The organism is Nostoc sp. UHCC 0870, from assembly GCF_022063185.1.
Classification (GTDB): domain Bacteria; phylum Cyanobacteriota; class Cyanobacteriia; order Cyanobacteriales; family Nostocaceae; genus Trichormus.
Genome location: NZ_CP091913.1, coordinates 6,189,660 through 6,211,141 on the forward strand (window position 1 = coordinate 6,189,660; position 21,482 = coordinate 6,211,141).

Sequence of the window (21,482 nt, forward strand, 5' to 3'; positions counted from 1 at the left end):
AGAGATAGGTGATAGGTGACAGGTGACAGGTGACAGGTGATAGGTGACAGGTGACAGGGTTGACAATGTAGCATATTGACTTATGTTCCCACTCAGCACTCACTACTCACTACTCACTACTCAGCACTCAGCACTCAGCACTCAGCACTCAGCACTCACTACTGCTAAGGGCCAGAAAACACGGCTTGTTCGATATCTTCTCGACTCAGGGAGTATTTGAACGCGCGTTGGATATCTTGTCCATTTTCCCCAGCTTGAATATATCGCACGATAATTTGCTCGATATCCAGCCAGAGTTCAGCTTGCCAACTAGGTCGTTGTATGCGCCAGCAATGTAGTTGTGTATCATCTTGTTGACAGCCTTGCTCTTTTAACCACTGCTCAATTTGTGGCAGAGGATGACTGTATAAAGGCGTATCTGAGGGAAGTATAGACATAAAAATTCAAAATTGTTTATTAGTCAATAGTCATTAGTTACTTTACCAGTCCCCATTGCCCCTTATCCCCAGAGGGGGACCCGAGTTCCCCAGTCCCCAGTCCCCATTACCCCTTATCCCCAGAGGGGGCCCCGAGTTCCCCAGTCCCCATTCCCCAGAGAAGAAATCGGTTGTTGTAGTGTAACTGTGGGTTGTGGTATCTGGGTTTGTAAAGCTTGATCACCACGAGTTAGGCCAATAGTGACTGCTAGCAGTAAACAACCTACCAAAGTCACAGCTAAAATAAATAAAGCAAAAATTTCGCCAGATGAAAGGGGGCGATCGCTGGCATCTAAGTAAGCTGATTTTGAGTAATCATAAGCAGAAGAGACAGGATGATGCAAATCAGGCGGTGCTTGAATCACCCCAAACCGAGAATAACCTATCTTGATGTCATAATTTAAACGCCTTTCGGGATTACTCAGGGTGGCGTAGGCTTCGTTAATTTGCTGAAATTTTGGGGTAGCGACAGCAGGAGGTAATTCTGTGCTATCGGGATGATAGCGTTTACTCAGTTCCCGATAAGCGCGACGAATATCGATAACTGATGCTGAGGGATGCAGCCCTAGCATAGAGTAATAGCTGGGTTTATTGCTTTGCGGCATTGCCCCATGTTGATTCACAGCTGTTTGATTCACCTTGCAATCAAGTTTCTTAATATTGTAAACCTGCCACTCTCACTAAGTTACGATAAATTTTAATGACTGAACTGAGTGTATCAACTACCCGATGACTAAATCCGCAGATGTCAGCACCAAAAAATTAATCAGCCTTGCACCCGACAATTGGGTAAGATGGGTAACTCAAATGCCTGATATCGTTGCGGGAGAAATTCTCAATTCCGAATTTCAGTGGATTAGCCGAGAGAGTGATATTTTAGTCCGTGTCACCAGTTCTGAACACGGTGAATTTCTGGTTCTCAACGAATTGCAATTACGCTACCAACGCCAAATGCCACGCCGAATGCGTGCTTATGCAGCATTGGCGGAAGAAAAATATAATTTACCTACTTACCCGGTTTTAATCAATATTCTCAAAACGAGTAACGAAGAAATACCTACAAGCTTTACATCAAATCTGGCAGGGTTGCGAGCAATCCAAGATTATCGGGTGATTAACCTTTGGGAAGTTGATGTGAATATTGCCTTGAAACAACCCTTACCATGCTTATTGCCATTTGTTCCCATTCTCAAAGGTGGTGAGGATGAGTCTCTCATTCGAGAAGCATTGCAAATTCTCCGTGCAGATGAACAGTTAAACCAATTAGAAACAGTCTTAGCTTTTTTTGCTACGTTTGTTTTAGAGAGTTCCTTAGTTCAAGAAATTATGAGGTGGGATATGACTGTATTACGTGAATCACCCTGGTATCAAGAAATTTTGCGTGAAGGTGAAGCACGAGGTGAAGCACGTGGGGAAGCACGAGGCGAAGCACGCGGTGAAGCACGCGGTGAACGGCGTGGAATAATATCTAGTATCGAAATTAATTTAGAGGCGAAATTTGGCGAGGATGGCTTGCAATTGCTGCCACAAATCAATCAAGTTAGTGACGTAGCACAATTGAAAGAAATTTTACGCCATGTTATTACAGCAATCACAATTGAGGAATTACGTCAACTGCTGTAGTACAATTTAACAGGTGAATTTTTCAAAGCACAATCTTAACCTAATAAATCAGCGCGGGGTTTAAAGGTTTCAATTTGCCGTAGCTTTTCGTATAGTTCTCGTTCTTCCTGGCTAATGTTTTTCGGGGTAACTATTTGGATTTCGACCAATTGATCACCACGTTTACCATCTTCGGTGGGATAACCTTTATTAGCCAAGCGGAATCTTTGACCAGACCTGACGCCTGGAGGGATGGTCATTTTCACAGGGCCATCTAGAGTGGGTGCTTCTACCTGTCCACCTAAGACTGCTTCAGTGGGAGTTACTGGCACTTGGCAAGATATGTTAGAACCTTCAACTTTAAATAATGGATGAGGCTCGACGGTAATTTTTAAGTAGAGGTCGCCGCCACCGATGCCTTGATTTCGCAGGCGGACACTTTGCCCTGTCACCATACCGGGGGGCATATTAACTTCTAGCGATCGCCCGTCTTCTAGTCTAATGCGTTCTGTTCCACCTTGATACGCTTTTTCTAATGGTAGGGTTAACCTAGCTTCGATATCCCGACGAGTGGGACGCGGTGGGTTTTTAGGAACTGTGTATTGAACTTTACTTTTTGGGGTACGGAAGGGATCAGTATTAGTGCTGCTACTTGCCCCATTTCTAGTGTCTTGGCGAACACCAACACCCACAACTTGATTAATAAAGTCCTCAAAATTAGCAAACTGGCTAGGATCTACATTTTGATTGGGACTGCGTTCTGCTGTCCGTTCCCAAGCTTTAGGTTTTGGTGTTTGTTTGCTAAAGCCTTTTTGCTTCCAGTAGCGGCTAAATTGGTCGTACTGCGCTCGTTTAGCGGTGTCGGAAAGAACTTCGTAAGCTTCCCCAATATCTTTAAATTTGTCTTCTGCTGCTTTGTTGCCTGGGTTGAGATCAGGGTGATATTGTCTAGCTAACCGCCGATAATTCTTTTTAATGTCCTCATTGGTAGCATCTTTATCTACCCCTAAAATTTCGTAGTAATCTCGAAAATTCTGCAAATTCTGCATATTCATTTAATTAACTTTTAAATTTTAGATTTTAGTAATCGTTAACTAGTAATGGATAATATCAATTACTAATTACCGATTACCAATTACTAAATCCGAATTCAGGAAATAGGGGTGTAGGGGTGTAGGGGTGTAGGGGGCAATGTAGATTATATGTTCCATGCCCAATGCCCCATTCTCCATTCTCCATTCCCTTTATAACCAATCATCATCTTCATCCCAATTATCTTGGTAACTTGGCCGGGCAGAACGACGTGGAGGGGGACTACTATCGTAGGTAGAACGGCGATCGCGTTCATAATCTCTGTTATAGTCTCGCTTGTAAGAGTCGCGTTCAGAGTAGCTGTCTCGATAATTATCTCTAGAAACGTCGCGATCGCGTTCTTTGTCTTTATCCCCTGTAAAGATGTCCCGAATTGTGCCGAATAAATCGTCGTCTTCGTCCTCAGCATAATACTCGCGGACTTCCCGATTCAGTTCATACAAAGCATCTTGCAAGTCAACATAGGCTTGATCGATGCCGCGATCGTCATCTTCTTTGAGACTTTCCCGCAGTTCTCGGCTAATATTATCAATGCGTTGACGACGGTTGCGGGCAAACTGCATTCCAAATTCTAAGGCGACTTCTCTTAGCTGTCGTTCGCCTTGCAGAATCAATGCTTCAGAACGGGTGCGCTTTTCTACCCTTTCTTTGCGTTCCCGGTCAACATCAGCATATTTTTGAGCATCCTGAATCATCCGATTGACTTCTGATTCACTCAAGGTAGAAGCACCTTGAATCGTGATACTCTGTTCTCTGCCGGTGGTTCTATCTAAGGCTGTCACCTGTAAAATCCCGTTAGCATCAATATCTAAGGACACTTGAATTTGCGGGATACCTCGTGGCGCAGGTGGAATACCGTAGAGTTTAAACCTTCCCAAAGATTTATTATCAGCTGCCATGTCCCGTTCACCTTGGACAACGTGGATTTCCACGCTATTTTGGTTATTTTCTGAGGTGGAGAAAATATCAGAACGGCGGACTGGGATAGTGGTGTTGCGGGGAATCAGCTTTTTCATTACGCCGCCAATGGTTTCTAAGCCCAAAGATAAAGGCGTAACATCCAATAGCAGCACATCTTTAAATTCCCCAGCCAGGATACCTGCTTGAATGGCTGCACCCATCGCCACGACTTCATCAGGGTTGACATTTTCGCTGGGTTCAATGCCAATCATATCCCGCACTAGTTGTTTCACCATTGGCATTCGTGTAGAACCACCAACTAACACGACTTCTTCAATGTCGTCTGGACGCAAGCCTGCATCTTTTAAAGCCCGTTTAACTGGGGTGCGGATACGTCCTAATAAGTCAGCACACAAACCTTCAAACTGGGAACGTGTGAGGCGGGTTTCTAGATGTTTAGGGCCGTCTTCCGTAGCTGTGATGAAGGGTAAGTTAATATCCGTGACGCTAACGGCAGAAAGTTCGATTTTGGCTTTTTCTGCGGCTTCCATCAAACGTTGCAAAGCTTGGCGATCGCGTCTTAAGTCTACACCTTCGGCTTCTAAAAACTGCTCTGCTAACCAATCAACTACTTTTTTATCAAAGTCATTGCCACCTAGTTGGGTATCACCACTGGTAGATTTAACTTCAAACACCCCATCGCCTACTTCCAGAATTGATACGTCAAATGTTCCACCACCCAGGTCAAATACTAAGATGGTTTCTGTGTAACCCCGATCTAAACCATAAGCTAGGGATGCGGCTGTCGGTTCGTTGAGAATCCGCAACACTTCCAACCCAGCAATCCTACCTGCATCGCGGGTTGCCTGCCTTTGGGAATCATTAAAATAAGCCGGAACTGTAATTACTGCCCCTGTGACTTGTGCGCCTAAGTAGGTGCTGGCATCGTCTGCCAATTTTTTCAGCACCATTGCCGAAATTTCCTCTGCGGCAAAGTCTTTATTGAGGCGGGGACAGGCAATCTTGATATTACCTATGTCGTCTTTACGAATAGTGTAGGGTACACGCTTCGAGTCTGGGTTTAGTTCGCCGTACTTGCGCCCAATAAAGCGTTTAACTGCAAAATAAGTATTTTGTGGATTGAGGACTGTTTGCCGTCTTGCCATTTGCCCAACCACCCGTTCGCCTTCTTTGCTGAAGCCAACTACGGAGGGGGTTGTTCGCATTCCTTCTGCATTGGCAATCACCACCGGCTTGCCACCCTCCATTACGGCGACTACTGAGTTGGTTGTACCCAAGTCGATGCCGACTACCTTGCCCATGCGTTACTCTTCTCCTAGTGTGACTTATACATATATATATTATGATTGGGCGGAACTACCTCTAGCTTAGTGCTATGGGGTAAAATTGCCTCAATGGTATAATTAAAGATCATCGAAGCAAAAATTGGAGGAATTAAAGCTTGAGGAGTTAGTTGCAAGACTAGGATAGCATTCACCATGCTGAGTATGTCCTAGAACCCTGAAATCTTGTAGTCCATTGACTTAACTTCATTGCCGCTTTAAGTTGGGAAATCCGCCCTATAAGTATTTCTTTTTTGTTTTATCCCTACATCTTGACACTCCCCAGCCTAAAGGCGTGGGGATTCTACATTCACAGACTCGCCGTTAGACGACAGGCCTCGGCCAATCGCCCAAGAGGGCAAATCTCCTGTAGCGTAAGTTCCGGTATGCCCTACCGTACTGAGTCCTAATCTCAAAATATTGATTGCTGCGTTGATGTCTCTGTCTTCCACATATCCGCAATGTGGACAAACATGAGTCCTTGTAGACAGAGATTTCTGCACTTTCTCGCCACAGTTAGAGCAATTTTGACTCGTATTATAGGGAGGAACAGCAACTGTTACTTTCCCATATTTCTGACCAAAATATTCTAACCACAGGCGGAAAGTTGACCAACCAGCATCACTAATTGATTTAGCTAGATGTCGATTACGTACCAACCCTTTGACATTTAAATCTAGCCTTCGGCAACGGCTTCGCCGAACATAGGCTACCAAATCATTAGATTGGATAACGGAGTACGCTAATCTCTTGCAATACTCTTTTCGTTGCCTACTTACTTTCAAATGTTTACGGGCATATCTATTTCTAGCTTTGTGGTAATTGTTGGATTGCCTTGCGCGAGCTTTCTTCTTTTCTTTGCTGAACTTTTGAGACTTTTTGCGATTTGCACGGTTTAACTGTTTTTCTGACTTGCGGTAAAACTGGGGGGATGGTTCTACATTGCCTTTATTATCAGCAATGAAATACTTCAATCCCAAGTCAATACCCACTAATTGATGTGAGGGTTGAGTTTCTATCCTGGCATCAACGTCAACTGCAAATTGGGCGTAATAGCCATCTCTACGAGACGCTACGCGAACAGCACGACGTACCAAACGGACACGCTTAATCTGCTTGATGTCGTAGTAATTCAGGTCGTAAGTCCCTTTTAGCTTCAGAGTACCAATCCCTTTCTTATCTGAGAAAGTGATCGACTTACGAGTAAGAGTTAGCTTCCATCCCGTTGATTTATATTCAACTGAACGGCAGTTTTTCTTGAATTTAGGAAACCCCTTTTTACCTTTGACCTTCTTTTTACAGTTATCGTAAAACCGAGAAATTGCACTCCAAGAACGTTCGGCCGCCGATTGTCTCGCCATTGAGTTAAGTTCGTCAGCAAAAGGAAATTCCGCAGCTAATACAGCACAATATTTATTCAAAGCATACTTATCTACCTTTGAATCCTTGTTATCCATCCAATAGCGCAAGCACTTATTTTGAATGAATTGGCTGGTACGGATTGCTTCGTTTATTGCCTGATATTGCTTTTCTTTACCTTTAACTTTAAACTCGTAAACAATCATGGCTTTCTCCTGGCAAAGACGCTCCGCGTAGATTGCTTTGCTACACAACGCTACTGCGAACCACAAAATGGTACGACCAATTAACCACACTCTTATGCTACCATAAAAAGATAAAGCCGTCGTAGATGGTTACTGAGCCTGTCGAAGTAACGACGGGGTTTTCAACCCAAATTTTCGATAAAATTTGAGATTAAAACTCTTCTAAACACTTGAATTTACAAGAGAGATTACATAATTACCTCCGAGAGATAGCGCGAGAACGCGATCCTTATATGGCGACTGCGGGACATTTCTTTGTCCAAGAATACATCCGTCGAGAATTTTCTCAATGGGGAAGTGTGGAAATCCACACCTTTGCTGTCAACAATAGAAATTTTCATAATCTCATTCTTAATCTACCTGCCCAATCTACACCCAAAAAACAGAATTTACCTCCAATTTTAATTGGCGCGCATTATGATGCTGTACCGGGAACGTCAGGGGCTGATGATAATGCTACAGGTGTGGCGGTTCTGCTGGAATTAGCGAGGAAGTTTGCAGCACAGCCAGCTAAATATCCTTTGCGCCTGGTGGCTTTTGATATGGAGGAATATGGTTTGTTGGGTAGTGCTGACTATGCAGCCTTACTGCGACAACAAAAGCAACCTTTACGCTTGATGATATCTCTAGAAATGTTGGGATATCGTGATTTTACCCCTGGCAGCCAAAGTTATCCCCCTCCTTTAGAACGCTTTTATCCAGATACTGGTGATTTTATTGCTTTAATTGGCAATTTACGCACAATTCCTGATTTAATCGGCATGAGTCGCAGTATTCGCCAAGCTGGGATATCAAGTCAGTGGCTACCAGTGCCAAACAGAGGTTTGATAGTCCGTCAAACCAGATTAAGCGATCATGCACCGTTTTGGGATGAAGGTTATCCAGCCATGATGGTGACAGATACAGCTTTTTTGAGAAATCCTCACTATCATCAACGTAGCGATACAATTGCTACGTTAGATTTTGATTTTCTCGTGGGTGTCTGCGAAGGGTTGGAACTGGCTATTAGGAGGGTGTAGGGGTGTAGTGGTGTAGGGGTGTAGGGGTGTAGGGGTGTAGGGGTGTAGGGGTGTAGGGGTGTAGGGGTGTAGGGGTGTAGGGGTGTAGGGGTGTAGGGGTGTAGGGGTGTAGGGGTGTAGGGGTGTAGGGGTGTAGGGGTGTAGGGGTGTAGGGGTGTAGGGGTGTAGGGGTGTAGGGGTGTAGGGGTGTAGGGGTGTAGGGGATACAAGGGAGAAATATTTACCCCATCAAAATTTTTGAATTTTGAATTTTGAATTGATTAGCCCAATGCCGATTTACAATTCAGGAGGTAGAAGGGATAATTGGGGATCTTCGGGCGATCGCACATTCAAAGATAAACTGATTAAATCATCAATATTGCGTTTCATGGTCTGACAAATTGCATCTAACGGCAAATCATTGGCATCATAACCAAAGGGGTTTTCTATTTCTAAGCCAATGGCTTCAATCCCAAATAAAGTAAAACTCACTAACGCTACAACTGCGCCTGTCCACCATTCTAAACTCTGTACCATCTGAAATGGTAAAAGCAAGCAATACAGTAATAATAATTGCTTCAAATGAATGGAGTAAGCTAGAGGCATGGGTGTTTTTAAAATCCGTTCACAACCCCCCAAACTATCTACTAAATTGTTTAATAATTCTTGTATTGATATTAATTGATATGAGTTGAGGCAATTTCGACTATGCTGTCTTTGTAAATAATCTCCAATCCAAAAAGCGATTTCTAAGGGCGGATTATTCATATTTATAAGTTTAAAATATTTAGAGGATGACATTAATTCTTCTAACTCATTATTTACTGGTTCGCTACGTAAATGTAATTTGGTAGCTACAGCAAAAGCCACTAATAAATATAAAATCCCAATTTTATTTTCTTTATCTTTTGGAGATAGTTCCTCAACAGATACTAAAATTTGCCTTGATAGATTACGGACGTTATTTACTATAGATCCCCAAAATTTTCTACCTTCCCAAAATCGATCGTAAGCTGTATTGGTACGAAAAACTAATAATAAACCTAAAACAATACTAGGAATAATAGTTCCTAAAATTGGTTGAGACACAGGTAATTTTAAATAATAAAGTATGGAAACTAAAACTCCAAATAAGCCACAGCCCATAACACGTTTATATATTGATGAAATAACTGAACCTTTAAACTGAGTAGCTATTTGCAACCATTGCATTTTTTCAAACTTCATGAGATATATAGGACTCATATTTGATTTTTGAACAGATACGTAGGGGAGCTAGTTGTGTCATAAATTATCCCTGGAAGCTTATCGGTCAAGAATAGCGACGTGTGCGGAGGATGTCAACGTCCTAAAATTATATCTGAAGACTATTGCTTGACCTAAATGAATACCCAAAAAAGTTCCCACTCTCCAGATATTTACTCGATTTTGAGTCAAACTCAACGCTTGCGAGTTAGCGATGGAGAGATTAAACCCGTTTTAGATGGTTGGTCGAATACTTCACAGTTGCTCGTACTTATTTGGTCGCAGTTGGGAGATTTTGATAATTTAGAATACGCTTGGTGGCTACGAAGAGAACAAAAAAAGATCGCAGCAAGAGGAATCACAATTCGCGCTATTGGAATTGGAAACCGCAATTCTGGGGTCAAGTTTTGTAACTATACGGGATTTCCTCAAGAATGGTTGTTTGTGGATACCAAAGCAGAAATACACGCTTTGTTAGGTCTTTATCACGGTTTATCTATACAATTCCCTATGCTATCAACGTCACAAAAAGCTTGGCTGAATTTAATGCTCATGTGTGCTGGGATTGGTAGTCCCGGAACTCTGAAGGAAGTTTTTCGGGGTTATAAGGGTGATAAGAAAGCTCCTCAGTTAATTGCTGATGAGGAAGTTGTGAGCGGTACTCCCTTACCACCAATGAAAGGTTCTTTTTTCAAAGCTGCTGGAGGAAAAGGCTTTCAGCGTCCTTTTGAACTAGCAACCCTGCGCCTGAGAAACATGACCGAAGTTTTGAGTAACTGGAATACTTATGTACCAGATTCATCTTATTTGACACAACGGGGAGGAACTTTTCTATTTGATTCTCAAGGAAAATTAATATATGAACATCGCGATTGCGGTATTCTTGGTTTTGCTGAAAACATGAGCAATCCCTTATCTTTTTTGTTTGATACCTGAATAGTATGGGAAAGATGGTAGCTACGTTTCCTATACTATTCAGGTGTGTGGCAAATAATACACCATGACTACGCTTTCTTCATTCTAGTGCGATCGCAATTTTCGGATGCAGATACCCACAAGAACTAATACTGGTTAAAACAATACGACTCATACCAATTTTAGATTTGAGTTTCTGGATTAAAAGTCAGTAAAAAGCGATACCTTCAGTAAGCTACGCTAAGACACTTTACCGAAGATATCGCTTTGCTTATATCCTTTTAAACCTTGGTGCGATCGGTCAAAATTTCATAACCAGTTTCAGTTACTAAAACGGTATGCTCAAACTGTGCTGACAATGAATTATCCACAGTTACGGCTGTCCATCTGTCTGATAAAGTGCGGGTGTGTTTAGAACCAGCATTCAAAATTGGCTCAATCGCCAACGTCATCCCGGCACGTAGTTTAACGTTGGGCATTTCCCGTGTACGGTAGTTAAATACTGAGGGTTCTTCGTGTAAGTTCCGTCCTACACCATGTCCGGTAAATTCTTCAACTACGCTAAAGCCATTAACTTTGACATGATCTTCAATTGCGCCGGCTAAATCAAGCAGATATGCACCTGCTTTGACTTGTTCTATACCTTTATAAAGGGCTTCTTCAGCAACGCTAATTAGTTTAGCAGCGTCTGGGGTAACTTCACCCACGGCAATTGTAATGCAGGAATCACCATGAAACCCTTGATAATAAGCACCTGTATCTACTTTTAATACATCCCCAGCACGAATGACTTTTTTGGGACTGGGGATACCATGCACCACTTCATTATTAATGCTGGAACAGATAGAACCAGTAAAACCATGATATCCCTTAAAGCTTGGTGTCGCGTCCATTTCTCGGATGCGTTTTTCTGCATAAGCATCCAAGTCGGCTGTTGTCATTCCTGGCTTGACTAATTCCGAAATTTCTTTGAGGACAGTAGCAACAATTTTTGCTGATTGCCGCATAATATCAACTTCACGCGGTGATTTAATTTCAATCCCTCGGCGTTGTTTACTGGATTGTGTAGGCTTAGGTGCTTGAGAAAGCAAGTTGGTGAAAATGTTCATGGGAAATTAATAATTACTTGCGCTTTGCCGCTAAATTTGTAGTGTTTATCTAAAGTTTAGTTGAGAAATAATATCTATATTTAAGTTAGCTTATTTTTTGTTGCCACTATTGTCTATTTACCAGCGATCGCAATTTCCCCTGTCATCCCTGCTTCTGTGTGTCCAGGGATAGAACAACGCAAGCTATATTTTCCTGGTTTCATTGGCACAAACACCCATTCAGCTACAGCACCAGGCTTGAGTTCCAGTTCATGAATTGCGCCTTTAATTTCTACTTTTCCCGCTTCGACTTTTTGCGTCCAGATAACATCAGCAAAATCTTTGGCTGTAAAGTAGTGTTTCATTTGACTAGGATTAGTTAGCTTGAGTTGATAACGTTTCCCGGCTACAAAGTCCAAGTGATTTGGCTCAAATTTGAGTTCGTTAGCAGAATTGCCTAAACTCACTGTAATTTCTGTAGCTGGTATTTTCAGCAAATCACCAGTAAGATTTGCCGCGATCGCCAGATTAACATGACTAAAAAGCAACCCTAGAAGCAATACCAAAATTACACAGCCACGCTGAATTAATCTCAACCCAGTATAAAAAATCTTCATCAACATTATGAACAAAATAATATAGGGACGAGGCAAAAGTTCTTTAATTACGAATTACGAATTACGAATTACGAATTACGAATTGATTTCCATTATCTAACACTTTGGTTAGCCAACATAGCAGGCCCGGCGGTAACTACTACAATTTGGTCAGGGTGCAGTAACTCACGGGCGGCTTGATTAACTTCATCGAGAGTAACTTGCTGAATTTTTTGCGTGTAAGTATGTAACTCTGTTTTATCCAAACCATACACCTGATTCATCAAGATGTTACTAGTTAACTCTTCTGGGTCTGCCAGAGAAACATTATATGTGCCAATGAGGGTACGTTTAGCCATCTCTAATTCTGTGGTTGTAACACCGTGCTGATGGATTTGTTGGAGTAATTGACGGGTGCTAGCGATCGCTTGATTTGCATCTTCTGGACTGGTTTGCATTTCAATCCAAAATGTCCCAAAGTCTCTTTCGGCTTGGAAATGACTATAAATTCCGTAGGTTAAGCCTTGGCGATCGCGCACTTCTGCACCTAGGCGACTCGATAGGGTGTCTCCTCCTAAAATTTGATTTAAAACCAAAGCTTTGTAAAATCTGGGGTCTTGGCGTTTGATACCTGTATAACCCATGTAAGTAATAGCTTGTGTTTTACCGGGGACAATTGGGTTTACCCGGACAAGACTGCTGGGGTTTGAGACTTGGGGATATTCTATGCTGGGTGTTTGACCACTCACGCGCCAATTACCAAACTCTGCTTGAATGAGCGATCGCACTTTGTCTGGGTCAAAATCTCCCACGACTACTAACACCATGGTATCTGGACGATAGTATTTACTTTGGAAAGCAACAATATCTTTACGTTTAATGCGTCGCAGAGTCTCCTGTGTCGGAAACTTGTGTAGGGGATGTTTTTTCGGGTAAATCGATTGTAAAAATATTCTTTTGGCTACTTCCGCCGGATTATCTAAGTCCGATTTGAGGTCTGTTAAAGCTTGTTGGAGATTCAATTCCAACTCTTTTTGCGGAAATGTACTATTTTGAACGGCATCTGCTAAGGTTTTGATTAAAACAGGTAAGTCTTCAGCCAGACTATTGCCCTCAATCTCCACACCATTGCGGTAAGCTGCAAAGTCCAAAGTCGCTCCTCTGTCTTCCAAAGCTTTGGCTAAGGTGGAAGCATTTTTAGTTTTAGTCCCACTCATCAAGCCATCGGCTACCAGCATGGCTAATCCAGCTTGTTCACCTGGGTCAAATTCTGTACCTGCTTGGATATGACTACTTAAGGTAATGGTGGGTGTACTGCGATCGCTTAATAATAATACCTGTAGGCCGTTAGCTAAGGTAAATTGCTGTGGTAATTGGAGGGGAGTGTTTTGAGCATCAGTCTGATCAGTATCTATGACTGGTAGATACTGCATCATTTCGGCGGGTGGAACAGGTGAATTACCAGATAAATTCTCTCTTGTGTGTGGCGGTGACTGTTTTGTGCCAATTTCTTTGGCTTGAGTCACAACTGGTTGAAAAATACCCACTGTTCGGGCAGATTTTGCCAGATATTTGTTTAATACACCCACAACATCTGCGGCGGTGACTTGACGAACGGCTGCTAAATAGTGATCTGTAAAGCGATAATCACCCGTAGTTGTCTGATCATTACCTAACTGCATAGCTTGATCAGTGATATTACGGTTACTCAAGATTATGGCAGCTTCTAACTGTCTTTTGGCTCTAGCTAATTCTGTGGCTGTTATACCTTTTTGGGTTAACTTGGCGATCGCATTATTCAACACCGAATCAATTTTTGTCAAATCTTGGTCAGGATCGGCTGTGACTAACAACTCATACCAACCTGCTTTATGTAAGCTAACCACTGAACCTGAAATATCATTTGCTAATCCCGATTCCACCAACGCTTGATAAAGTCGGGAATTTCTTCCTTCTGTCAAAATGTAGTCAGCAATCTCTAAAGCTGGTATATCTTGGTGATTTGCCTGTGGTAGTGGATATACAGCTTGTAATAATGTGGCTGACCCTGGTTCTCGCAGGACGATTGGCGATTGGGGACTTTTAACTGCATCTGAAACAGTCATTTCTTGACCTAACCCCCTAACCCCCTTCCCTACATTCGCGGAGCGTGTCGCAGACAGGGAAGGGGGAATATGTAGAGACGTTGCATGCAACGTCTCTACAGTTGTAGGAGAAGGGTTTGAGATATTCTGACTTTTAGGAATATTGCCGAAGATTTCTTTGACTGTAGCTAGGGTTTTTTCGGCTTGACAATCGCCAACAATGACTAAGACTGCATTGTCAGGATGATAAAACTGGCGATAATACTGTCGTACTTCCTCAGCCTGGAATTTTTCCACATCTGCCTTAGTCCCACCTACGGGCAAACCATAAGCATGATTGGGAAATACTGACCGTAGGATAGCACGATTGAGGCGATATTCTGGGCTATTTTCGTACCCCTGCAACTCGGAAATGACTACCCGCTTCTCTTTTGCTAGGTGTTCAGCATCCATCAGCGCATTTTTCATTCTATCTGCTTCTAAAACTAGCATTGCTTTCAGCTTGTTCCGTTCTACAGTTCCGTAATAAGCTGTTTGGTCATAACTCGTAAAAGCGTTTGAGTCACTACCTAAAGCACTAAACAACCAACCAAATTGAGTCGGACGGCTGGTTGTACCTTTAAACATCATATGTTCTAGTTGGTGGGCAATGCCGTTAACTCCTGATGCTTCATGGCGTGAACCGAACTTGTACCACACCTGCACACTCACCACTGGTGCTGTATGTACTTCTTTGATAAATACAGTTAGACCATTGTCTAATACTGTCTGATGAACATTTTCTGTTAATTTCAAATCTTGAGGATTTTTGGTTACTAATGTTACTTGGTGATTCACTCGATTAGAAGTAGTTATATTTTGACTCTCAGCAGGTGTATTGCCAAGAAATAATACCGCAACTAATGAAATACCCAACAACAAAAAATAGGAACGGTATTTATAGCACGCAGATAAGACAGACATTTAGTTTGGTAGATGTACTGAAATTAATTAATTTATTTTTAATGCCGAGAATCTTCTAATTCTCTTGAGAATATGTTACCTCGGCAATATGAATAATGTATATAAAAAGACAAAATAAACAACACAAACTAATTAAGTTGGGTTAAAAATCGGATGAATTCCAAGGGTAAGCCATCCGTATCAGCAATAAATGCTACTTCCAAGATGCGATCGCCTATTTGCTGCTGAGTCGGTTCTAAAAGAATTTTTAACGGTGGTAATTCTGCTGTCAATCCTACACGTTCTTGTAAATTTTTCAACCATCCCGGTAAATCTGGGGTAATTTCCGTTAAATCAAATGACAGGTGATAGTATCCCACATAATGTTCATCACCAAAGGCATCCGGGGCTGGTTTTGGTTGGGGAATTTGAATCAGTTCAATTCTGCCGCCCAAGCCTTCCATCCAGCACGCTAGGGTGTAGCCTGTAGTGAAGCGTTCACAGACACTAAAGCCTAGTATTTCATAAAAAGCGATCGCTTGATGGATATTCGCAGTCCGAATAGAAGCGTGGTGCATTTCAATTCAAAATTCAAAAACTACTAGTGATTAAGGATAGGGAAGGGGAAATTACAAAATCAATTTCACCCCTACACCCCTACACCCCTACACCCTTACCCCTCAAATTTACTCAAATAATCTGAAATAAGGGTAGCGCACGGGAACACCGGGTTCTTTGTCTAAATCGAAATTAATCACTTCCCAGCAATCATCTTCGGCTGGTTCGGGACTAAATTCTACAGGTAAGCCGTATAGTCGTGCAGATGATGCTTCCTGCTGTCCAGAACGCCAAGGTGTGCTGCGTTCTAGATAGCCACTCATCAACTCCTGATAACGTCTGGCGATGATCACTCGTGTTGCTCGATAGCCTTGGGTGTATAACTTATCTAAGGCTTCGTGGATTTCAAACCGAATGCCATCAGGATGAGTGTGCTGTCTATACCATTCGTTGTTCCACCGTCGCCAATGTCGCCCAGATTGTAGATGAACTAACTCTCCAGTTTTGGGGTTAGCTTCAAATGCGCCATGACGGGGGCATAAATAGGTATCAGTCAGTGTCAATGCCGGAATGGTTTGGCGACAATGGGGACACTGTATGTCAGCACCAAACATAGGGTACTGCAAGCCTGGATTCATCATGAAGTGCGTACAAACATAGTTTCGTCTTCACCAGCACCAGAGGGTTGGATTTTACACTTCGGCTCTACCAACCTGAGAGTTTTATTCACTGCTGCACATGAACGATGTGAAACAAGAACAATTTTCACTTTTGTCTTCCTCCACTTGGATGATTGACACTGTGATATTCTGGTTTTGCAACCAGGCTCTCAGAATGGAGTTTCTCCAGTGTTCCTGGGTACCATATTCCTATTCTATCGTGTCTATCTCTTCTTACTGGCCTTCTCCCGATTTTTCTCAAGCCGCCTTCATTGCATCCAATGCTGTTGTTATGGGTTCGGTTAACATAGCAGCCGGAGTCAGCATTTGGTATGCAGCAGTAGTGAGGGCAGATGTAGAACGCATTGACATTGGCGAATGCACAAATATTCAAGACGGGGCAATTTTACACGGTGATCCTGGTTTGCCCACGATTTTAGAAGATCATGTGACTATAGGACATCGTGCTGTAGTCCATTCTGCCCACATTGAACGCGGCTGTTTAATTGGCATCGGCGCAGTGGTTTTAGATGGAGTTAGAGTAGGATCTGGTAGCATCATTGGTGCTGGTGCAGTAGTAACCAAGAATATACCCCCCTTATCTTTAGTTGTGGGCATTCCCGGCAAAGTTTTACGTCCAGTTACACCAGCCGAAGCCGCAGGACTCATTGAACACGCCGAACGTTACAAAAAGTTAGCCTTAGTACACGCTGGGAAGGGAACGGATATTGGGTTTAATTCGTAAGGGTTTAGAGGTGTCAGTACAATTCGCAATTCGCAATTCGCAATTAATGCCCACGGATAAATCCGGGGGCTTGAACCAATCAAAGTTTAAAATGTTTCTATCCATAAATAAATTTAGGGGCTTGTACCATCAAGGAATAATTGGTCAGGGTGAAGGAAAATCCCATTCCCAATGCCCAATTCCCATTGATTTTTGACTAACTACTTAAACTTTCTTTACAAAAGTAGCTAGCAAAATTGCCCACTTCAGCTAAAAATAAAAATGAGGGTAGTTGACAAAACTTTAATTTCTACTTGATAGAGGGGTACTAAAAATGGATAATCTTGATTTTCGTGTAGTGGTTGTTTTAGCACCAATCGCTGTTGCTGGTGGCTGGGCTGCATTTAATATTGGTGCTGCGGCTATCAGACAAGTGCAAAACTTTTTGAATAGAGAAGCCTAAACTCTAGTTTAAGATAACCAATTTAACCGACTGTTATCTTCACGGAAACAGTCGGTTTTGTTGATTTTGGGGACTGGGGACTGGTGTTACTTGTTGTACTTAAAATACTGGATTAGCTGTACCAATTCAGTGATACAATCTAAAGAAACTGCAAAAACCTAGCTTATGGTAGCCCAAATCACGCCACTAGACATTTGTTGGCAACCATTGCCTGATGATTTTCAGCTAGAGGATGAACCAGTGGAAAATACAGGTCAGCCAATCCTGGCTGGTGCTTTGCGTGAAAGCTTAGAAATTAGTGGGTTCATCCAAGAGCAAATGTTAATCGCATCGAATTTTGCGATTTGTGCCACAGTCAATGGGCAATTTATTGCTAAAGCACCAGATTGGGTGTATACTCCCCGTGTAAATCAAATAGTGGGCGATCGCACCAGCTATACTCCTTACTTAGAAGGAGAAATCCCGGCGATAGTCATGGAATTTTTATCCCAGACGGAAGGGGAAGAGTATTCATCAAAGCGCACCTACCCGCCGGGGAAGTGGTTTTTCTACGAACAAATTTTACAAGTTCCCATTTACATCATTTTTGATCCAGATGGTGGATTGTTGGAGTTTCATCAACTAGAAAATGGACGCTATGAGTTAAAGCAACCAGATGAAAATGGTCGCCATTGGATAGCGACTATGGGATTATTTTTAGGAACTTGGCGCGGGACGAAAGAGGGGAGAACTGGTTATTGGTTGAGATGGTGGGATGAATCGGGTAATTTGTTACCTTGGGCTGTAGAGATGCTGGAACAAGAACGCCAGCGTGCGGAACAAGAACGCCAGCGTGCGGAACAGGAACGACAACGTGCTGAACAGGAACGCCTGCAAAAAGAACGCTTAATAGCCTATTTACAATCGCAAGGGATTGATCCTAATAGTTTACTCACTGATGGAACAGAAGGTTAGGCTGTTGTTAATTCATCAGGGACTTCCAGATAAAAAAATATCCAAACTGTAGGGTGCGTCAGTGCAATAGAACCTAACTATACTCAGAAATTATTCATACTGACGCACCCTAGCCAACTATCAATTGCGGATAATTTATTTTTTGGTGTTCCCTAATCGTGAATATAGATTCTCTACTGCAACCATTTCAACATTTTGGCGTTAACCTGGGACTTTCGCGCATTAACAGACTCTTAGCTAATTTGGGCAATCCCCATCACCAAGTCAGTGTGATTCATGTTGCTGGGACAAATGGTAAAGGTTCAGTTTGTGCTTATTTGTCCTCTGTGCTGACTCAAGCAGGTTATCGTACAGGACGCTACACCTCTCCCCATCTAGTGAATTGGACAGAACGTATCTGTCTGAATGAACAGCAAATTTCTGCTGAGGAGTTTTACGAATTATTACTAAAAGTAACGGCTGCTGCAAAGTTAGATAGTGAGTACCCAACTCTATTTGAAGTTGTTACGGCAGCAGCTTGGTTATATTTTGCCCAGCAACAAGTTGATATAGCGGTGGTAGAAGTGGGACTGGGGGGACGCTTGGATGCTACTAATGTGATATCTGAGCCGCTTGTGACGGTGATTACTTCCATTAGCCGGGAACATTGGCAGCAGTTAGGTAATACTATTGCTGAGATTGCAGGGGAAAAAGCGGGTATTCTTAAGCCTGGATGTCCTGCTGTGGTTGGAAAATTGCCACCGGATGCAGAAGATGTGGTGCGATCGCTCGCTCAAGAATTACAATGTCTATTAATTACGCCTCAACCCGCGAGTGAAATACATCCAGGATGGGCGGAGTATCAATCAATTCACAATTCAAAATTAATTAAATATCCTTTACCTTTACAGGGGCAAATTCAGTTAAATAATTCTGCTTTGGCTTTAGCTACTTTAGAAATATTGCAACAAAAAGGTTGGCAGATTTCAGAGGAAGCAATTATCAACGGGATGGCTAAAACTAAATGGCCAGGGCGGATGCAATGGGTTAATTGGCACAACCATAAATTATTAATTGATGGCGCACATAATCCAGCCGCCGCTCAAGTTTTACGTAATTATGTAGATACTCTGAATACTCAAAATATAACTTGGGTAATGGGGATGCTATCTACTAAAGACCATGCCGATATTTTTAAATTTTTATTAAAACCAAATGACAGATTATATTTAGTCCCAGTACCAGATAATAGTTCAGCCAATCCCATAGAATTAGCCAAGTTAGCTAATGATATCTGCCCAGATTTACAAGATTGTCAGATTTATCCAGATTTAATATCATCACTAACAATAGCTGTTTCGGCAACAGATAGTTTAGTGGTTTTGTGTGGTTCTCTTTATTTAATAGGGCATTTTTTAGGAAAAACATAACTTCTAGCTGAATTGATATTTGTGTCAATCACCCTGCTTTATAACCCCAATGTCTGGAAGAAAGCGGGGTTGTTAACTCTTATCAATGATTAATAAATATTTGCCCCTCATACCGTTTCTTAACGAAGATGAGCTTTATTCTGGACTGTAGAGACGTTGTATGCAACGTCTCTACATCATTTTTTTGTGCAACTTCATATGATAATTGGTATCTCCTTACCCCGATATTCAAATTACGATGAAGTAAAGATGGCTAATCAACGCATAGCTTTATTAAAAATTTGTATTAGCCGTGTTCATCTCCCATGATTTTTGGGAAACCTGAGCTTAGTAGTAGAAATGGAAAAGTAGAAATTTGGAGGGGTTGCAACTAATAGGTATCTTTTAATGTAATTACCAACATAGCGAGTATTACGGCAAGATTAAAAATAGACCTCTTGCATAAATGCTTAACTTGTCATGTTGAGCGAAGCGAAACATCTCAAAGAGTCTACATTTCATTCAGAATGACACATCTAATTTTCGTACTTTTGCAAGAGGTTTAATCATAAGTCAGAATTAACCCAAGCTTTATCTCTGAATACATACTCTAAATTCTGCCTTAAATGTAGGATTTAACTCAATAATATTTTGATTAATTAAGAGGATAAAAAATGCTAAAAATTATTCTTGGACATAGTGATGACCCTGATGCTCAAGGAGCAATTGAAGAAGTTTTAGAACAATGTGTTAGTGATTTAAGTAATTTAGCAGACATTCCACCCAAAGCGGGTATTTTGTTTGCAGCTATTGATTTTGATCATGCTTTGATTCTTCAAGAAATTAACCAAGTATTTCCAGGAATTGACTTAATAGGTTGTACTACAGATGGTGAAATATCTTCAATTTTAGGGTTTCAACAAGATTCTTTAACATTGATGCTTTTTTGCTCCGACACTGTAGAAATTCGTGCTGGTGTGGGATATGGAGCAAAAGAAAACCCTTTGACTGCGGCTCACCAAGCTGTGCAACAAGCAACTGAGAACTGCACAACAGCCGCTAAATTATGTATACCTCTACCAGCTAGCTATCTAATAGATGGTTCAACGACTAATGGCGGGTTAATTCTCGAAGGATTGAAGTTGGCTTTGGGTTCTCAGATACCAATTTTAGGTGGGACAGCCGGAGATCAATTTAGATTTCAAACTACTTATCAATTTTTCCGCAACGAAGTTTTGACAGATGCTTTACCTATTCTGATTTTTTCTGGAGATATTCTCTTATCATATGGTACTGGCTGCGGCTGGCAACCAATTGGACGCAAGAGTATTGTTACGAAAGCTCAGGGAACAGTCCTTTACGAAATTGATGGTGTATCAGCACTAGAATTTTATCAGCGATATTTAGGCGATCGCCAGCCAACGGCGGAAAATCCTTTAGCAGTGTATGAAGGCGATAGCGATCGCTATTATATGCGAGTCCCGAATACAGTTGATTCTCAAACTGGCAGCATCAATTTTTTGGGAGATGTACCAGAACAAGCCATAGTTCAGATGACAGACTTCAATCGCGATGAAATTCTTCATGGCGTTGAGACTTCACTTCAAACTGCCTTAGAACGGTATCCTGGAACAGAACCAGATGCCATCTTGCTATTTTCCTGTTGCTGTCGTCGTTGGTTATTAGGCACAAAAGCTAAAGAAGAATATCAACGTGTAAAAACAGAACTCGCCAAAGCAATACCTATTTGTGGATTCTATACCTACGGTGAATTTGCACCCCTAGAAGCACAGGGTTCAACTTACTATCACCAAGAGACCTTTGTTACCCTGCTGCTAGGAACAAAATAAA

20 protein-coding genes are annotated in these 21,482 nt (G+C 42.0%); 8 read left to right on the plus strand and 12 right to left on the minus strand.

The genetic code is table 11. The features are described 5' to 3' along the window. Nucleotides 1–164: 164 nt before the first annotated feature. Together L6494_RS26245 and L6494_RS26250 are read right to left on the minus strand one after the other, a co-directional pair. Nucleotides 165–437: a DUF3143 domain-containing protein gene (locus tag L6494_RS26245; RefSeq protein WP_237990697.1), complete on the minus strand. Its 273-nt coding sequence runs from the start codon at nt 435–437 to the stop codon at nt 165–167. A 113-nt stretch (nt 438–550) separates the two neighbouring features. Beyond that, nucleotides 551–1,081: a J domain-containing protein gene (locus tag L6494_RS26250; RefSeq protein ID WP_237996291.1), complete on the minus strand. Its 531-nt coding sequence runs from the start codon at nt 1,079–1,081 to the stop codon at nt 551–553. Between the two features lie 124 nt (nt 1,082–1,205). Between L6494_RS26250 and L6494_RS26255 the strand changes: the two genes are divergently transcribed. Continuing rightward, nucleotides 1,206–2,099, plus strand: a complete 894-nt coding sequence (locus tag L6494_RS26255) for an Rpn family recombination-promoting nuclease/putative transposase (RefSeq protein ID WP_237990698.1) — start codon at nt 1,206–1,208, stop codon at nt 2,097–2,099. Between the two features lie 35 nt (nt 2,100–2,134). Here L6494_RS26255 and L6494_RS26260 read toward each other — a convergent pair whose 3' ends face one another. The 3 genes from L6494_RS26260 to L6494_RS26270 all read right to left on the minus strand — a co-directional run bounded on the left by L6494_RS26260 (nt 2,135) and on the right by L6494_RS26270 (nt 6,978). Further along, on the minus strand, nt 2,135–3,127 hold the full coding sequence (locus tag L6494_RS26260; protein WP_237996293.1) for a DnaJ C-terminal domain-containing protein: 993 nt from the start codon (nt 3,125–3,127) through the stop codon (nt 2,135–2,137). A 195-nt stretch (nt 3,128–3,322) separates the two neighbouring features. Beyond that, nucleotides 3,323–5,392, minus strand: coding sequence for a molecular chaperone DnaK (gene dnaK, locus L6494_RS26265; protein ID WP_237990699.1), 2,070 nt, complete (start codon nt 5,390–5,392; stop codon nt 3,323–3,325). Between the two features lie 308 nt (nt 5,393–5,700). Continuing rightward, nucleotides 5,701–6,978, minus strand: coding sequence for an RNA-guided endonuclease InsQ/TnpB family protein (locus L6494_RS26270; protein WP_237990700.1), 1,278 nt, complete (start codon nt 6,976–6,978; stop codon nt 5,701–5,703). Between the two features lie 209 nt (nt 6,979–7,187). On the opposite strand from L6494_RS26270, the gene L6494_RS26275 reads away from it, so the two are divergent. Next, entirely contained in the window at nt 7,188–8,036 is an 849-nt protein-coding gene (locus L6494_RS26275; protein WP_237990701.1) for a M28 family peptidase, read from the plus strand. Here the strand turns inward: L6494_RS26275 and L6494_RS26280 are convergent. Beyond that, the gene (locus tag L6494_RS26280) at nt 7,949–8,245 is read right to left on the minus strand and encodes a hypothetical protein (protein WP_237990702.1); all 297 of its coding nucleotides are present in this window, start codon (nt 8,243–8,245) and stop codon (nt 7,949–7,951) included. The genes L6494_RS26275 and L6494_RS26280 overlap by 88 nt on opposite strands. A gap of 67 nt (nt 8,246–8,312) precedes the next feature. Next, the gene (locus L6494_RS26285; RefSeq protein WP_237996295.1) at nt 8,313–9,242 is read right to left on the minus strand and encodes a bestrophin family protein; all 930 of its coding nucleotides are present in this window, start codon (nt 9,240–9,242) and stop codon (nt 8,313–8,315) included. A gap of 156 nt (nt 9,243–9,398) precedes the next feature. Between L6494_RS26285 and L6494_RS26290 the strand changes: the two genes are divergently transcribed. Further along, nucleotides 9,399–10,196 carry a peroxiredoxin-like family protein gene (locus tag L6494_RS26290; RefSeq protein ID WP_237990703.1) on the plus strand — a complete coding sequence of 266 codons (798 nt, stop codon included), beginning with the start codon at nt 9,399–9,401 and terminating at the stop codon, nt 10,194–10,196. Between the two features lie 260 nt (nt 10,197–10,456). Here the strand turns inward: L6494_RS26290 and map are convergent, their stop codons facing one another. From map to L6494_RS26315, 5 genes are all read right to left on the minus strand, one after another. Continuing rightward, the gene (map, locus tag L6494_RS26295) at nt 10,457–11,284 is read right to left on the minus strand and encodes a type I methionyl aminopeptidase (RefSeq protein ID WP_237990704.1); all 828 of its coding nucleotides are present in this window, start codon (nt 11,282–11,284) and stop codon (nt 10,457–10,459) included. Between the two features lie 113 nt (nt 11,285–11,397). Further along, nucleotides 11,398–11,886 carry a plastocyanin/azurin family copper-binding protein gene (locus L6494_RS26300; RefSeq protein WP_442946974.1) on the minus strand — a complete coding sequence of 163 codons (489 nt, stop codon included), beginning with the start codon at nt 11,884–11,886 and terminating at the stop codon, nt 11,398–11,400. An 86-nt stretch (nt 11,887–11,972) separates the two neighbouring features. Then, nucleotides 11,973–14,906: a M16 family metallopeptidase gene (locus tag L6494_RS26305; protein ID WP_237990706.1), complete on the minus strand. Its 2,934-nt coding sequence runs from the start codon at nt 14,904–14,906 to the stop codon at nt 11,973–11,975. Between the two features lie 128 nt (nt 14,907–15,034). Continuing rightward, complete coding sequence (locus L6494_RS26310; protein ID WP_237990707.1) at nt 15,035–15,463, minus strand: VOC family protein; 429 nt, start codon at nt 15,461–15,463, stop codon at nt 15,035–15,037. Nucleotides 15,464–15,571: 108 nt separating this feature from the next. Then, nucleotides 15,572–16,084, minus strand: a complete 513-nt coding sequence (locus L6494_RS26315) for a TIGR02652 family protein (protein WP_237990708.1) — start codon at nt 16,082–16,084, stop codon at nt 15,572–15,574. 238 nt (nt 16,085–16,322) lie between these two features. Between L6494_RS26315 and L6494_RS26320 the strand changes: the two genes are divergently transcribed. The 5 genes from L6494_RS26320 to L6494_RS26340 all read left to right on the plus strand — a co-directional run bounded on the left by L6494_RS26320 (nt 16,323) and on the right by L6494_RS26340 (nt 21,481). Beyond that, nucleotides 16,323–16,847 carry a gamma carbonic anhydrase family protein gene (locus L6494_RS26320; protein ID WP_237990709.1) on the plus strand — a complete coding sequence of 175 codons (525 nt, stop codon included), beginning with the start codon at nt 16,323–16,325 and terminating at the stop codon, nt 16,845–16,847. Between the two features lie 313 nt (nt 16,848–17,160). Continuing rightward, entirely contained in the window at nt 17,161–17,289 is a 129-nt protein-coding gene (locus L6494_RS26325; protein WP_190699786.1) for a photosystem II protein Y, read from the plus strand. A gap of 165 nt (nt 17,290–17,454) precedes the next feature. Then, entirely contained in the window at nt 17,455–18,243 is a 789-nt protein-coding gene (locus tag L6494_RS26330) for a Uma2 family endonuclease (RefSeq protein WP_237990710.1), read from the plus strand. A 158-nt stretch (nt 18,244–18,401) separates the two neighbouring features. Then, nucleotides 18,402–19,652, plus strand: coding sequence for a bifunctional folylpolyglutamate synthase/dihydrofolate synthase (locus L6494_RS26335; protein WP_237990711.1), 1,251 nt, complete (start codon nt 18,402–18,404; stop codon nt 19,650–19,652). A gap of 653 nt (nt 19,653–20,305) precedes the next feature. Next, complete coding sequence (locus tag L6494_RS26340) at nt 20,306–21,481, plus strand: FIST signal transduction protein (protein ID WP_237990712.1); 1,176 nt, start codon at nt 20,306–20,308, stop codon at nt 21,479–21,481. Nucleotide 21,482: the final 1 nt, after the last annotated feature.

Excerpts from the sequence above, each read along its gene's own strand:
- L6494_RS26245 (WP_237990697.1), bottom strand. The coding sequence starts at position 437 with ATGTCTATACTTCCCTCAGATACGCCTTTATACAGTCATCCTCTGCCA.
- L6494_RS26250 (WP_237996291.1), bottom strand. The coding sequence starts at position 1,081 with ATGCCGCAAAGCAATAAACCCAGCTATTACTCTATGCTAGGGCTGCAT.
- L6494_RS26255 (WP_237990698.1), top strand. The coding sequence starts at position 1,206 with ATGACTAAATCCGCAGATGTCAGCACCAAAAAATTAATCAGCCTTGCA.
- L6494_RS26260 (WP_237996293.1), bottom strand. The coding sequence starts at position 3,127 with ATGCAGAATTTGCAGAATTTTCGAGATTACTACGAAATTTTAGGGGTA.
- dnaK (WP_237990699.1), bottom strand. The coding sequence starts at position 5,392 with ATGGGCAAGGTAGTCGGCATCGACTTGGGTACAACCAACTCAGTAGTC.
- L6494_RS26270 (WP_237990700.1), bottom strand. The coding sequence starts at position 6,978 with ATGATTGTTTACGAGTTTAAAGTTAAAGGTAAAGAAAAGCAATATCAG.
- L6494_RS26285 (WP_237996295.1), bottom strand. The coding sequence starts at position 9,242 with ATGAAGTTTGAAAAAATGCAATGGTTGCAAATAGCTACTCAGTTTAAA.
- L6494_RS26290 (WP_237990703.1), top strand. The coding sequence starts at position 9,399 with ATGAATACCCAAAAAAGTTCCCACTCTCCAGATATTTACTCGATTTTG.
- map (WP_237990704.1), bottom strand. The coding sequence starts at position 11,284 with ATGAACATTTTCACCAACTTGCTTTCTCAAGCACCTAAGCCTACACAA.
- L6494_RS26300 (WP_442946974.1), bottom strand. The coding sequence starts at position 11,886 with ATGTTGATGAAGATTTTTTATACTGGGTTGAGATTAATTCAGCGTGGC.
- L6494_RS26305 (WP_237990706.1), bottom strand. The coding sequence starts at position 14,906 with ATGTCTGTCTTATCTGCGTGCTATAAATACCGTTCCTATTTTTTGTTG.
- L6494_RS26310 (WP_237990707.1), bottom strand. The coding sequence starts at position 15,463 with ATGCACCACGCTTCTATTCGGACTGCGAATATCCATCAAGCGATCGCT.
- L6494_RS26315 (WP_237990708.1), bottom strand. The coding sequence starts at position 16,084 with ATGATGAATCCAGGCTTGCAGTACCCTATGTTTGGTGCTGACATACAG.
- L6494_RS26325 (WP_190699786.1), top strand. The coding sequence starts at position 17,161 with ATGGATAATCTTGATTTTCGTGTAGTGGTTGTTTTAGCACCAATCGCT.
- L6494_RS26330 (WP_237990710.1), top strand. The coding sequence starts at position 17,455 with ATGGTAGCCCAAATCACGCCACTAGACATTTGTTGGCAACCATTGCCT.
- L6494_RS26340 (WP_237990712.1), top strand. The coding sequence starts at position 20,306 with ATGCTAAAAATTATTCTTGGACATAGTGATGACCCTGATGCTCAAGGA.